This window comes from Rhodococcus sp. NPDC059969, from assembly GCF_042738325.1.
Taxonomy (GTDB): domain Bacteria; phylum Actinomycetota; class Actinomycetes; order Mycobacteriales; family Mycobacteriaceae; genus Rhodococcus_F.
This window is the reverse complement of sequence record NZ_JBHWUF010000011.1, coordinates 41985-54586: the sequence shown is the minus strand read 5'-3', so window position 1 is coordinate 54586 and position 12602 is coordinate 41985. Positions and strand designations below refer to the sequence as shown.

Genomic DNA, 12602 nt, shown 5'->3' with positions numbered 1-12602 from the left:
GACGTGGAGATTCTGAGTAGCCGTACGATATTGCGCCCGAGCGAGTACGAACGAACGCTGAGCTTCTACCGAGACACCCTCGGTTTGGCGATCGCTCGTGAATATCCAGGCGGCACAGTCTTCTTCGCCGGCCAAGGGCTGATCGAAGTCGCTGCGCACGGCGGCACCGGCGAGGGTGGGTTTCGCGGCGCGATCTGGCTGCAGGTCCGTGACCTCACTGCCGCTCAGACCGAACTGGTTCTCGCCGGGGTCAAGATCGCCCGCGAGGCCAGGCAGGAACCGTGGGGTCTGCACGAGATGTGGATCGCCGACCCCGACGGGACACCGATCGTGATGGTGCAGATCCCGGAGGACCATCCCATCCGACGCGATTCCCGGCCACCGTCCGCATAGTCGAGACACAGCTGTAGCCGAGCAGTGACAGATGCCCGCCACGACTTTCGTGGCGGGCATCTTTCGGTTCTTCCCAGGGATCAGTTGCGCGTGCTCAACGCCTGCGAGATCTGATCTGTCTGTGCCTGGCCCTCGAGCAGTTGGCGAACCAACCACAGCCGCAGCACCTTTGCCACCGATGCGGCCAGGAAGAGCGCAGCGCCGACCACCGTCAGGGCGAGGAAAACCACGGTGAGGATCTGGTACGACACCAGATCACGCAGGTCCGAGAGCGTCAGCGAGGAGATGTAGACGACGAAGGCGCCGACCACTCCGACGACCATGAGCACCAGGCCCGCGATGCGCGTAGCCGCGTCGCCGCCTGCCTGCTTCTTGTCCAGCTTCAACTCTGCGATGTTCTTCTTGAATTCCTCACGGCGATCTTCGGCGAGAGTAGTCATCGTCATCCTCCTAGATAACTGGTAGAAAGTTCGTTTTCGATGTCGTGCGGATCGCCGGTTTTCACGACGCGTCCCTGCAACATCAGTGCGGCCGAGGTCGCGATGGGCAGCACCGCTCGCGCGAACTGCTCGGCAACCAGAATGGAAATGCCTTCGGCTGCAAGTGAGCCGACGACGTCGTACATCTGCGAGACGATTCGAGGTGCGAGTCCCATCGACAGCTCGTCGAGCAGGAGCACCGTCGGGTGAGTGCCGAGTGCCCGCGACAGCGCCAGCATCTGCTGCTCACCACCGGACATCGATCCGGCCAACTGTCCGCGCCGCTCCCCCAGGATCGGGAACCTGCCGTACGCAACCTCTTCGAGTTCGGCCAGCCCGACGCCCGTTCCCGTGGCGATCCACAGGTTTTCCCGCACGGTGAGGTTCGCGAAGATCCCGCGTCCCTCAGGGATGGAGCAGACACCCAGCCGCGCCAACTCCGAAGGCTCGACGCCGTTCACGACCTGGCCCGCGAGCCGGAACTCTCCGCGGGTGACGGGCAGGATTCCCGAGCAGATCTTGAGCGTCGACGTCTTGCCGCCGCCGTTGGGCCCGAGCAGCGCCACCACGGCGCCGGGTTCGAGAACCAGATCCACCCCGTGCAGAACCTCGATGGACCCGTAACCGGCGCGGACACCGGACAGTTCGAGCAACGGTTCGGCGCGGTCGGGGCTGCGTATGCCCTCGTCGATTTTCGCCTCGCCAATTTTCGCTGAAGTCATACCGCCTCCTCCTCGGTCCCGAGGTAGGCCGCGATCACTTCCGGATCCGTCCGGATCTTCTCCGGATCACCCGAGGCGAGGACAGCGCCGTAGTCGAGCACGTGAATGGTCGAGCACACCTTCATCACCAGCGGAATGTCGTGCTCCACCAGACAGATTCCGAGTCCACCCGCAGCCAGTTCGGTGAGCATCTCCGCAAAGACCTCGGTTTCCTGCTCGGTCTGACCCGAGGCCGGTTCGTCGAGCAGAAGGACTCGCGGGTCGGTCATGAGGGCTCGTGCAACTTCGACGACGCGAGCACGTCCGGTGGGAATGTCCGCGACGTCCTTGTCAGCGACATCCGTGAGCCCGGTCAGCTCCAGCAGGCGATCGGTCTCGCCGTCCACGTCGATCTTGTTGCGGCCGTTGGCCTTGTGGATGTCTCCCGCGACGCGCAGGTTGTCGCGCACCGACAGCGAGACGAACAGCTCGAGCCGCTGGAAGGTACGTGCCAGCCCCCGACCCGCACGCTTGTGCGGCGGCAGCTTCGTCACGTCGACGCCACCGAGGAACACCTGACCGGACGTGGGTTTCTGCAGCCCGGTGATGGTGTTGAAGAGCGTCGTCTTACCGGCGCCGTTCGGTCCGATGAGACCCGTCACCGTGCCGGGTTGCACGGTGAGCGAAACGTCCTTGACCGCGACGTGTCCACCGAAACGAACGCTCACACCGCGTGTTTCGAGAAGTGGTGCATCAGACATGAGCGGTCAACTCCTTCGGCGAGCCGCCCTGGTACTGAGGAATCCCCAGTTCGCGGTCGATCTCGTCACGGATCTCGGGGCTGTACGGAACGACGATCCCGACGTCCTCGGGAACGATTGTCGACTTGGCGGCCAGTTCTTCCGGGGTGAGAACCGCACTGGGCATGACCATCTCACCGATCACCGGCAGCATGAACACCACGGCAATCGTGATGGATGCGAACCACCAGTTGCCGAGCACGCCGGCCAGGGCAAGGACGTACGTCAGCAGAACAACTGCGGCGCCGCCGATCAGAACCGGCTTGGCGTCGGCAAGCCTTCGGTAGCCCTCGATCACGGTGTGGACCGTTCCGCTGGGGTTCGCGCCGACACCGATGCCGATCAGTGCCGGGCTGACGGCCGCGATGTTGCCGAAGAGCAGCCACATTCCCTCCAACTCCGGTTGCGCCGAAGCCAGATTGGTGAACGAGACCATGATGACTGCAAACCCGATTCCGGCCATCAGTCCACCGAACAGGGCGCCGGTGACGTATCCGATACCCGCGACGACGGTCAGCATGAGCAGCGAGAGGCTGACCATGATGGCAAAGCTTTCGCCCGAAACGGAGCCCATGGCGCTCGACATCAGAATGCCGCCGAGGCCGGCGATCCCCGAGGAGATCATGAAGACGCTCAGCTTGAGCCGAACCAGGCTCTGCCCGAGCATGGCCGAACCGGCCGGGCTGTCCTTCATCGCAGCGAGTCGGCGCCCGTAGCCGCTGTTACGCAACGCGATGACGCCGACGCCGAGTACCGAGAACAGCGCGGTCACGGTCATCAGGAACACCGTCTCGTTGCTCAGATCGAGCGGGCCGATCTTCAGCGGCGGCAGGGCGATGTTGCCGTCCTTGAACAGCGAGTACCGGATGCCGAACATCTCGTGTTCGGTGGTGTCACGAAGGACCATGTTGGAGAGGAACACTCCGAAGGCCATGGTCGCAAGCGCCAGATACAGTCCTCGCAGCCGCAGCGCCGGTAGGGCGACCAGGCCGCCGATGACTGCGGTGACCAGGACTCCGACGACGATGGCCCACAGGTTGAGGTGCGCGGCCAATCCGGAACCGGAGATCCCGAAGTGGAAGGCCACGATGGTGGCGATAGCGCCGAAAGACACCGGCGCCAAGTTCAATTCACCCGCATAGCCGGTGAGGAGGGTGAGCGAGAGTGCGATGATCGCGAACGTCATTCCGATGGTCAGTGTGGTGACCGCGGACGTCACCATCAGCAGACGGATCAGGTAGACGATGACGATCAGGGCCACGCCCCAGACGACGGCCTTGCGCACGCTCGGCACGTGGTAGCGCTCGCGAGTACGAGTGACCGCACCGCGCAAGCGGTCCTGAGGTAGGACGATGAGTACGACGAACAGCGCGATCATCGGCAGGGAGACACGGAAATTCGACGTCCAACTCCAACTCGTCGGGAAGTACGCCAATACGTACGTACCGGCAAGCCCGAGAACCACGGCGCCGACAAAGGTGCGCGGGATGCTGCGCAACCGGCCGAACATGGCCGCGGCAAACGCGTCGATCACCAAGAGCGTCAACATGTTCGCTTCGAGCGTGCCGCCGCTGATCGGGGTGATCAGGATGCCGGCGAGGACGGCGAGCGTCGAACCCATCGCCCACGACAGTGCCGCGAGGCGCTCCGGATTGTGCCCGTTGAGGCGCAGTAGTTCCGGATCGTCGACGACGCCGCGCATCGCGACGCCGGCGCGGGTGCGCGTGAACAGGATCCGCAGGCCGACCGCGATGGCGATCGCAACGAGGATGCAGATCAACTCGTGGTAGCGAATGCTCGCGCCGAACACCGTGATCTTGGACTGGTCGCCGAAGAACATCTGCATCGTCCGAGCAGTTTCGGGGTGCCAGAACCAGTGCGAGATCGAGAGCATTCCGAGCAGGATCGAGACCGTCACAACGATTTTGGTGACCTCGGCGGTATCGCGCAGACCCTTCATGATCAGGACGTAGAGGCCGAGGCCCATCAGTGGCCCGACCAGGACGAGTGAAATCAGCAAAGCGACGACGGTGGGAAGTTCCCAGCCGTAGCGCAACTGCCAGTAGATGAACGCACCGAGCATTGCCTGTGCACCGTGCGCGAAGTTGAAGATGCCTGACGTGTTGTACGTGAGCACCAGCCCGGAGGCGGCGATCGCATACACCGACCCCAGGACCAGGCCCAGGATCGTGAAAGTGACAAAAGTGTTCATGGCTGAACCCTCGTTAGGGACTCGGGCGGTGGTTGGCGCTCACCGCCCGAGTCAGGAGAATCAGGACTGCGGCTTGATGACGTTGGCGTTCTGGTACTTCGTCGACACGCGGTCAGCGCCGAGCTCGGTTCCCCAGGTGCTCTTGTCGGTCGCGACGAGGTACTTGGGGTCGCACTTGAATTCGCCCGCGGTGGACGGGAAGGCCTGCGAGTAGGTATTGCCCTTCAGCGCGGTCGTGAGTCCGCAAGTGGCCGGCATGTTCTTGCCGGGATCGGTGGCGGCGTGCAGTCCGCCGCCGTCCCACTCGTGAATGCTCGAGAGTTCGTCGACCATGCACTGGCGCGTCAGATCGCTGCCGCACTCGTCCGCGGCGGCTGCCCACAGCAGGAACGACGACGCCGCCTGCATACCGAGGAGCGCGGTCTTGCCGCCCTGCTCGGAGACCAGATCGACGTACTTCTTCACTGCGGGCACCTTGTCCGCGTTCTCGAGCATCTGGAAGGTCATGCCCGCGTTGAGGTTGTCGAGCAGGCCGGTGTCCTTGTTCCAATCAGAGACGGTCGCGCCGTACCAGGTGGCTTCACCGAAGAAGATGGGGTCGATCCCGACCTGGTCGAGGGCCTTGACGAAGTTCAGTTCCGAAGGGCTCGCCGATCGTGACGTCCAGATCCCCTTCGCGCCGCACTCCTTGAACTTCTCGGCAAACGGCACGTAGCTCGATTCACCCTCGTAGTTGAGGGTGACGCCACAATCCTTGAGCTTGAAGCCCGCAGCCTCGGCAATCGAACGAATCTTCGTGGTGGAGCTGATGATCGTGGGCATCGTGCTGTTGACGACGTCGAAGTCGTTGACCAGGTCAGGGTGCATCTCGGCCATCTGGAACCACTGCGAGCCGTTCGCGTAATCGACCGGGAACGGGACACCCTGGAACGTCATCGGTCCGTTGGCTGCGTCGGGCGAGACGGTGAAGCCTGGCACGGACACCAGGTTGCACGCGACACGCGTCTGCTCGGCGGTCTGATCCATCGCGAAGCCGTAGCCGACCATCATGAACTGGCTTGCGCACGCTTCCTGCATAACCGAGTTGGCCTGCGTCATCGCGGCGTCGTAGTCGGTTCCGACGACCTTGCGGCCGTTGATGCCGCCCTGATCGTTGCACCACGAGATGAGCGCGTTCACCGCGTCGCTCATTTCCTTGTTCAGCCCCGGAGACTTCACGTACCCGCGGTCGTCGCCGAATCCGATCTTGATCTCGGTGTCGCTGACGCCCTGATCGGTTGCGCCGGTGGCATCGCCTTTGCCACACGGCGAATCGAGGGTGCCGAACTTCGCATCGGAGGTGCTCGACGCGACGTCGGCGCTGACGCCTGATCCGCCGACAGCGACGGCGTAGGGATCGTCACCACGATTCGATGCGCAGGCTGATGCCAGAACGGCGGTCGCGGCGAGTGCCACGATCAGCTTCGTGGACTTGTTGGGCTTCACGGTCGGAGCTCTCCTTCTCACTGACAGACACCGAGATACAGGGGTGAAACCCCTGTTCCGGTGCGCTCGGTGCCCGTAGGTAATCAGCGTTTAAAACGGCCCGAATGTGCCTTCCCGGTGAGTGAGACCAAAAAGTGAGGTCCCACACAGGGTTCGAATTTCGTGGCGCTGAACACATCACGAACGGCAGCGCCGCAGCCCACGCGCGGGGACGTACTCCACGGAGCCCCTGTTCGCATCCCGTTCGCTGTACTTTTACGCGTTCGATACGCACAATTCACGTTGTGACCGCAGAGCTTTTAATCCTCCTGGTGGTAGTTGTCACCGCCCTCGCGTTCGATTTCACGAATGGTTTTCACGACACGGGTAACGCAATGGCCACCTCCATCGCGACCGGTGCACTCAAGCCCAAAGTTGCGGTCACACTTTCCGCGATCCTGAACCTGGTCGGTGCGTTCCTGTCCGTCGAGGTCGCCGCAACCGTGGCCAAAGGCGTCGTCAACCTCGGCGCGGTCAGTGGGCAGGATCTGCTGCTGATCGTGTTCGCCGGTCTTGTCGGCGGAATCATCTGGAATCTGGCGACCTGGCTGCTCGGATTGCCGTCGAGCTCCTCGCACGCACTGTTCGGCGGATTGATCGGCGCCGCAATCGCCTCCATCGGTATGGGCGGCGTCGAGTGGGGTGGCGTTCTGACCAAGGTCGTCGTGCCCGCAATCCTCGCGCCGGTCGTCGCGGCTCTGGTCGCCGGCGTCGGCACCAAGCTCGTGTACCGAATCACCGCATCCGTCAAGGAAGACGAGCGTGAGCGCGGTTTCCGCTACGGCCAGATCGGCACCGCCTCACTGATCTCACTTGCCCACGGCACCAATGACGCCCAGAAGACGATGGGCGTCATCTTTTTGGCCCTGGTCGCTCACGGCACCATCACCGCCGAAACCGAGATGCCGTTCTGGGTGAAGTTCACCTGTGCCGTCGCGATCGCTCTCGGCACCTACCTCGGCGGTTGGCGCATCATCCGCACCCTGGGCAAGGGCCTTGTCGAGATCGCCGCGCCGCAGGGTCTGGCAGCCGAAGCGTCGTCGGCCGCAATCATCCTCACGTCGAGCCATCTCGGACTCCCCCTCTCGACCACCCACGTCGCCACCGGATCCATCCTCGGCACCGGCATCGGCCGCAAGGGCGCGGAGGTCCGCTGGGGCGTCGCAGGCCGAATGGCCGCCGCCTGGCTGATCACGCTGCCGTCGGCCGCCGTCGTCGGCGCTATCTGCTGGGCACTCGCGCATCTGGTCGGCGGACTTGCCGGGGTGCTCGTCGTCTTCGCCGCTCTCATCGCGTTCGCGATCTTCATGTACCTGCGTTCGCGTAAGGAACCTGTAGACGCGGCCAACGTCACCGCTGAATGGGACGAGAATCCGGATGTGACGGCTCGAGAGATTCCGGTCGTCGATCCCACTCCGTCCACCGAACCCACTCGCAACTCCTGAAAGGGGCGCAAGAGAATGCATCTACTCACCGATACCCTCGATTCGCTCTGGCAGGTAGTGGCAGTCGGACTGCTCTTCGGAGCCGGACTGCCGGCGATCTTCGCCTTCGGCCTCAAGTCGCTGAGCCTGCCGAACGCCGACGGCACCGAAGGGCCTTCCACCCTGGGTAAAATGGGTGCGTACCTCTGTTTTGCGGTCGTGCTCGTCACGATCTTCGCCGGAATACTGTTGTTGATGAAGAACTTCTTGGCCAGCACGTTCGGAATCCACGTCTTCTGAGTGGTCGTCGCGGCACACCACTGAAACCACCGAAACGAAAATGAGGCCGAGGATTTGAGCAAGTATTCATTGCGCAGCGTGCTCGACTGGCTGCGTGCCGGGTACCCCGAGGGCATCCCGGACAAGGATCATTTTGCGCTGCTCGCCGTTCTCCGTCGTCGTCTGACCGACGAGGAGATCGAGCAGGTCGTTTCGATGTCCATCGAGTCCGCACACGAGGTACCGGACCGGCACGTCGACTACGACACCATCCGCGCAATCATCGAGGGAATCCTCAACGAGGAGCCTTCCGAGGACGACGTCGATCGTGTCAGCGAGAGACTGCGTGCAGGTGGGTGGCCGGTCATCGAAGACGCGGAATCCGACAACGAAGTTCGAGACGTGAGCTGACGTCATGGCCCTTCCGCCCTTCCTCACGTCGATAGTCGGCTGGTTGCGGGCCGGCTATCCCAATGGCGTCCCTGAGCAGGACTACATCCCCCTCTTCGCACTTCTCACTCGCAGACTCTCCGAAACCGAGGTCGACGCCGTCGCCGACGCGTTGATCGAGGACGGCGATCTGCCCATCGAGAAGACCGACATCCAGGTCCTCATCACGAAGATCACCAACGAGATGCCACTCGAAACCGACGTCGACCGCGTGCGAAGCCATCTGGCTGCCGGTGGATGGCCGCTGGCCGGGCCGGACGTCCGGTGAACGTTCTTCGCACACTGGCCGTTCCGCAGGGTGAGGCGATTTTCGAGGTCCTGCCGCGCATCGCGCAGATCCTCGAAGGCAAGCACGACGCCGTGCTCCCCGTCCCGGCGGCCGACGCACGCGAGACGGCCCGCCTGAGCGATGCACTGCACCCTGATCAGCCCATCGACGACGGTGTTTCGCTGATAGTCGCAACCTCGGGAACCACCGGCACTCCGAAGGGTGCGATGCTCGCGGCGAGCGCACTGCGGGCCAGCGGCGACGCGACGCATGAACGCCTCGGCGGGCCGGGATCCTGGTTGCTGGTTCTCCCCCCGCACCACATCGCCGGGATGCAGGTTCTGTTGCGCAGTGTCCTCGCCGGAACACAACCGGTGATCGTCGACGTCAGTGCGGGTTTCGACCCTGCGGCATTGCCGGGCGCTGTCGCCGCGATGAGCGGACCGCGCCGCTATACCTCGTTGGTGCCGACGCAGTTGGTCAAGGCGCTCGGTGATCGCGCCGCTGTCGAGGCGTTGGCTTCGCTCGACGCTGTCCTGCTCGGCGGCGCTGCGACTCCCGCACCGGTACTCGCGCAGGCCACCGAAGCTGGCATCACCGTCGTCCGCACCTACGGGATGAGTGAGACGTCCGGCGGCTGTGTGTACGACGGAATCCCGTTGTCCGGGGCAAAGATTCGTATCGACGACGGCCGGGTTCTGCTGGGCGGGCCGATGCTCGCGTCCGGGTACCGCGGGCTTCCCGACCACCGTGCTTTCGCCGAGCCCGGGTGGTTCCGGACCGACGACGCCGGATCAGTGGTCGACGGGGTCCTGCGCATCAGCGGCCGACTGGACGAGGCAATCTCCACCGGTGGGCTGACCGTCGTACCGCAGGTGGTCGAGGCCGCGTTGGCCGATCACCCCGCCGTTCGCGAGTGCGCGGTGATCGGCATCGAGGACCAGCGTCTCGGGCAGCGGGTGGTGGCCGTCGTCGTCGCAGAGGGCGAAGCTCCGACGCTCGAGGAACTGCGCACACATGCTCAGCGGACACTCGACGTCACCGCAGCGCCGCGGGAACTCTTCATCGTGGACGCGCTCCCCCTGCGCGGGCCGGGCAAGCTCGACCGCGCCGCCCTGGTGGCTCGGTTCAGCTAGCAGCCGCAGCACTAGTGTTCAGCCGCAGGCCTGATCAGCCCCGCGGCTGCACAATCAGCGCGCGGCTGCGCGGAGGCAAGCCCGCTCGAACCTTTCCCGGACGCGTTCGAAGTCGCGAAGATCCGCCCACACCCAGCGGAACACCTCGAACCCCGCGTCCCGGATCGCGTCCTCACGCAGTTTCTCGCGCTCTACCGCCCTACCCGGATTGTCGCCGCGGTACTTGACCATCCCGTCGAACTCGCCCACCACACCGTGCTCTTTCCAGAAGAAGTCGACTCGTCCGATGAACCGGCCACCATGACGGATCTCGTGCTGCAGGGTCGGCTTCGGCCAACCGTCGGCGCGCATGCGTGCGCGGCTGATGGACTCCCCTGGGCTCTCGGCACCCGGTTCGATGAACTCCGCCGCCACTCGCGCACGACTCATGCCCAGCCTTCCGCGCGCATGATCGAGCGAAGCGTCGACGTCCTCACGTCTCATCCCGCGTCGCAGGGCGCAATCGCCGATCACCACGGCGTTCTCGAACGACGTCGTCCGTGCGAGGTCGACGAACGTTCGCGCAAGTGACGTGGTTGCGACACCGTCGATCAGCACGACCTCCTCGGGCGGGACCACTGCTGGATGAAGATGCAAGGTCTGACTCTTCCGCCCACCCGAGCACCGGTTACGCGTCATGTGCACAGTGCCCAATCGCAATCCGCCGCAATCCAATCCGTGCATGACCGCTGCCGAAGCGTGGCTCACGATCGCACCTGGACCACAGGTTTCAGCGGCCGCGAGGACGGCGCACCGGTGGCGTGCTCTCTCATCGAGTTCGCGAAAGTGATCGGCTCGCATGTAGATCCCCGCTGCGATTCGGTACAGCTCACCGCGCCTGACCGCTCGCTGCAACTGCGCGTCGCTGGTGCCGTCCCGGTGAGCCTGCGCCCGCGTGAGAATTCCCATGCAGCGAGCGTGACGCCATCGCGCCCGCACACCGACAAACAAGATCCGTCTGGGGATTGTCTGCCGGTTGTGGAGCACCGACCTCGCGCGCTGTGCAAGTAACCGCAAGTTCCACGCAAGGTCCATGCAAGATCGGTCTGCCAAGCTTCACCCCATGAACCACACAGCTTCGCCTCTTGCCATCGAGGCCGACGGACTCGTCAAGAAGTTCGGCGAGCACCGCGCGGTCGACGGCGTCAGCCTCACCGTCCCCACCGGCTCGGTCTTCGGCGTCCTCGGGCCGAACGGCGCCGGCAAGACCACCACCGTCCGCATGCTCGCCACCCTCCTGCGCCCCGACGGCGGTGAGGCGCGCATCTTCGGCCACGACGTCAGCCGTGAACCCACCGCAGTCCGCTCCCTGATCGGCGTCACCGGGCAGTATGCCTCCGTCGACGAGGACCTGACCGCAACCGAGAACCTCGTGATCTTCTCGCGGCTACTCGGCCTGAGCCGCCGCGATGCGCGCACCAAGTCCCTCGAACTCCTCGAAGAGTTCGACCTGGCCGAGGCCGCGACCAAGCCGCTCAAGAACTTCTCCGGCGGTATGCGTCGACGCCTGGATCTGGCAGCCAGCCTGATCGCCCGCCCGCCGCTGCTGTTCCTCGACGAGCCCACCACCGGCCTCGATCCGCGCACCCGCGCCCAGATGTGGGTGACCATCCGACGATTGGTCGCCGAGGGTTCGACGGTGTTGCTCACGACGCAGTACCTGGATGAGGCCGATCAGTTGGCGGATCGCATCGCGGTGATCGACCGCGGCCGCGTGATCGCCAACGGCACTGCCGACGAACTCAAGGCTTCGGTCGGGATCTCCTCGCTCCAGCTCAAGCTGGTCGATCGTGATCGCACCGAGGAAGCTCGCTCGCTGATCGCGTCGGCGCTCGGTGTCGAGGTAGGTGTCACGCCCGAGGTCGGACGGATCACCGCCCCGCTGAGCGACCCGTCGATCACCGCCGACCTGCTGATCCGCCTGCGTGAGCAGGGTATCGCCGTCGACGAGATCAACGTACAGAAACCCAGCCTGGACGAAGTGTTCCTGACCATCACCGGGCACCAACCCGAAGACGGTGGACGCAACGACGCCCAGTCCGACAACGACTCCGATCGGAGCGTCGCATGACAACCACCCTCACCAAACCCCGGTCACCGATAGCCCAGCCGGATGCCGCACCCCGCCGCATCAGCCTGCAGCAGAGCTTCGCGAACACGTTCACGATGGCGTACCGCGGAATTCTCAAGATCAAGCACAACCCCGAGCAACTGTTCGACGTCGTCATCCAGCCGATCATCTTCACGTTGATGTTCACGTACATCTTCGGCGGCGCGATCGCCGGTGACGTGACGGCATATCTGCCGACGATCATCCCCGGCATTCTCGTTCAGACCGTCATCACCGGTTCCATCGTCACGGGCACTCAGCTTCGTGAGGACATGGACAAGGGCGTGTTCGATCGCTTCAAGTCCCTTCCCATCGCCCGTATCGCCCCGCTGTCCGGTGCATTGCTCGCCGACGTCGTGCGCTACGGCATCGCCACGACCATCACGTTCATCGTCGGTTTCGCGATGGGTTACCGCCCCGCGGGCGGCGTGGTCGGCATTCTGTCCGCCGCGATCCTGGTCATGGTGTGCGCGTTCTCGATCAGCTGGATCTTCGCCCTCATGGGCGTGCTGATGAACAAAGCGTCTACGGTGCAGGGCGTTTCGATGCTCGTGCTGTTCCCGCTGACGTTCCTGTCGAATGCGTTCGTCGATCCTGCCACCATGCCGAGTTGGCTTCAGAAGTTCGTGAACGTCAATCCGGTCTCACACCTGGTGACCGCGGTTCGCGAGCTGGCCAACGACGGTCACTTCGGTATCCACGTCGTGTGGTCGTTGGTCGGCGCCGCGGTGATCGTTGCCGTCATGGCACCTCTGACCGTCCGGATGTACATGCGCAAGACGTAAGT

The 12602-nt window shown here is 64.1% G+C and carries 14 protein-coding genes; 8 read left to right on the top strand and 6 right to left on the bottom strand.

Annotated features, from left to right (window positions below; genetic code table 11):
* Positions 1–3: 3 nt before the first annotated feature.
* On the top strand, positions 4–393 hold the full coding sequence (locus ACFWAD_RS24710; protein ID WP_019744328.1) for a VOC family protein: 390 nt from the start codon (positions 4–6) through the stop codon (positions 391–393).
* Between the two features lie 80 nt (positions 394–473).
* Here the strand turns inward: ACFWAD_RS24710 and ACFWAD_RS24705 are convergent, their stop codons facing one another.
* Genes ACFWAD_RS24705 through ACFWAD_RS24685 form a run of 5 tightly spaced genes read right to left on the bottom strand, consistent with a single transcriptional unit; the run spans position 474 to position 6070 of the window.
* The gene (locus ACFWAD_RS24705; protein WP_003942018.1) at positions 474–833 is read right to left on the bottom strand and encodes a hypothetical protein; all 360 of its coding nucleotides are present in this window, start codon (positions 831–833) and stop codon (positions 474–476) included.
* A gap of 2 nt (positions 834–835) precedes the next feature.
* Complete coding sequence (locus ACFWAD_RS24700) at positions 836–1594, bottom strand: ABC transporter ATP-binding protein (protein ID WP_378548642.1); 759 nt, start codon at positions 1592–1594, stop codon at positions 836–838.
* Positions 1591–2334 carry an ABC transporter ATP-binding protein gene (locus tag ACFWAD_RS24695; RefSeq protein ID WP_378548640.1) on the bottom strand — a complete coding sequence of 248 codons (744 nt, stop codon included), beginning with the start codon at positions 2332–2334 and terminating at the stop codon, positions 1591–1593. The genes ACFWAD_RS24700 and ACFWAD_RS24695 overlap by 4 nt, the downstream gene beginning before the upstream one ends.
* A complete protein-coding gene (locus ACFWAD_RS24690; protein ID WP_378548638.1) occupies positions 2327–4585 on the bottom strand; it encodes an ABC transporter permease in 2259 nt (752 codons plus the stop codon). The genes ACFWAD_RS24695 and ACFWAD_RS24690 overlap by 8 nt, the downstream gene beginning before the upstream one ends.
* 60 nt (positions 4586–4645) lie before the next feature.
* Complete coding sequence (locus ACFWAD_RS24685; protein ID WP_378548636.1) at positions 4646–6070, bottom strand: ABC transporter substrate-binding protein; 1425 nt, start codon at positions 6068–6070, stop codon at positions 4646–4648.
* A gap of 284 nt (positions 6071–6354) precedes the next feature.
* On the opposite strand from ACFWAD_RS24685, the gene ACFWAD_RS24680 reads away from it, so the two are divergent.
* The 5 genes from ACFWAD_RS24680 to menE are packed head-to-tail and all read left to right on the top strand — an operon-like array spanning position 6355 to position 9666.
* The gene (locus ACFWAD_RS24680) at positions 6355–7554 is read left to right on the top strand and encodes an anion permease (protein ID WP_378548634.1); all 1200 of its coding nucleotides are present in this window, start codon (positions 6355–6357) and stop codon (positions 7552–7554) included.
* A 15-nt stretch (positions 7555–7569) separates the two neighbouring features.
* Positions 7570–7833 carry a hypothetical protein gene (locus ACFWAD_RS24675; protein ID WP_003942079.1) on the top strand — a complete coding sequence of 88 codons (264 nt, stop codon included), beginning with the start codon at positions 7570–7572 and terminating at the stop codon, positions 7831–7833.
* A 54-nt stretch (positions 7834–7887) separates the two neighbouring features.
* A complete protein-coding gene (locus tag ACFWAD_RS24670; protein WP_378447163.1) occupies positions 7888–8223 on the top strand; it encodes a DUF3349 domain-containing protein in 336 nt (111 codons plus the stop codon).
* Positions 8224–8227: 4 nt separating this feature from the next.
* A complete protein-coding gene (locus ACFWAD_RS24665; protein ID WP_003941976.1) occupies positions 8228–8530 on the top strand; it encodes a DUF3349 domain-containing protein in 303 nt (100 codons plus the stop codon).
* Entirely contained in the window at positions 8500–9666 is a 1167-nt protein-coding gene (menE, locus tag ACFWAD_RS24660; protein WP_378548632.1) for an o-succinylbenzoate--CoA ligase, read from the top strand. Before ACFWAD_RS24665 ends, menE begins: the two co-directional genes overlap by 31 nt.
* 54 nt (positions 9667–9720) lie before the next feature.
* Here menE and ACFWAD_RS24655 read toward each other — a convergent pair whose 3' ends face one another.
* On the bottom strand, positions 9721–10614 hold the full coding sequence (locus ACFWAD_RS24655) for a hypothetical protein (protein ID WP_378548630.1): 894 nt from the start codon (positions 10612–10614) through the stop codon (positions 9721–9723).
* Positions 10615–10768: 154 nt separating this feature from the next.
* On the opposite strand from ACFWAD_RS24655, the gene ACFWAD_RS24650 reads away from it, so the two are divergent.
* Positions 10769–11776, top strand: coding sequence for an ATP-binding cassette domain-containing protein (locus ACFWAD_RS24650; RefSeq protein ID WP_378548627.1), 1008 nt, complete (start codon positions 10769–10771; stop codon positions 11774–11776).
* On the top strand, positions 11773–12600 hold the full coding sequence (locus ACFWAD_RS24645; RefSeq protein ID WP_003941848.1) for an ABC transporter permease: 828 nt from the start codon (positions 11773–11775) through the stop codon (positions 12598–12600). The genes ACFWAD_RS24650 and ACFWAD_RS24645 overlap by 4 nt, the downstream gene beginning before the upstream one ends.
* Positions 12601–12602: the final 2 nt, after the last annotated feature.

Coding starts and splice junctions, on each gene's coding strand:
- ACFWAD_RS24675 (WP_003942079.1), top strand. CDS start 7,570: ATGCATCTACTCACCGATACCCTCGATTCGCTCTGGCAGGTAGTGGCA.
- ACFWAD_RS24645 (WP_003941848.1), top strand. CDS start 11,773: ATGACAACCACCCTCACCAAACCCCGGTCACCGATAGCCCAGCCGGAT.
- menE (WP_378548632.1), top strand. CDS start 8,500: ATGGCCGCTGGCCGGGCCGGACGTCCGGTGAACGTTCTTCGCACACTG.
- ACFWAD_RS24700 (WP_378548642.1), bottom strand. CDS start 1,594: ATGACTTCAGCGAAAATTGGCGAGGCGAAAATCGACGAGGGCATACGC.
- ACFWAD_RS24705 (WP_003942018.1), bottom strand. CDS start 833: ATGACTACTCTCGCCGAAGATCGCCGTGAGGAATTCAAGAAGAACATC.
- ACFWAD_RS24690 (WP_378548638.1), bottom strand. CDS start 4,585: ATGAACACTTTTGTCACTTTCACGATCCTGGGCCTGGTCCTGGGGTCG.
- ACFWAD_RS24665 (WP_003941976.1), top strand. CDS start 8,228: ATGGCCCTTCCGCCCTTCCTCACGTCGATAGTCGGCTGGTTGCGGGCC.
- ACFWAD_RS24695 (WP_378548640.1), bottom strand. CDS start 2,334: ATGTCTGATGCACCACTTCTCGAAACACGCGGTGTGAGCGTTCGTTTC.
- ACFWAD_RS24650 (WP_378548627.1), top strand. CDS start 10,769: ATGAACCACACAGCTTCGCCTCTTGCCATCGAGGCCGACGGACTCGTC.
- ACFWAD_RS24655 (WP_378548630.1), bottom strand. CDS start 10,614: ATGGGAATTCTCACGCGGGCGCAGGCTCACCGGGACGGCACCAGCGAC.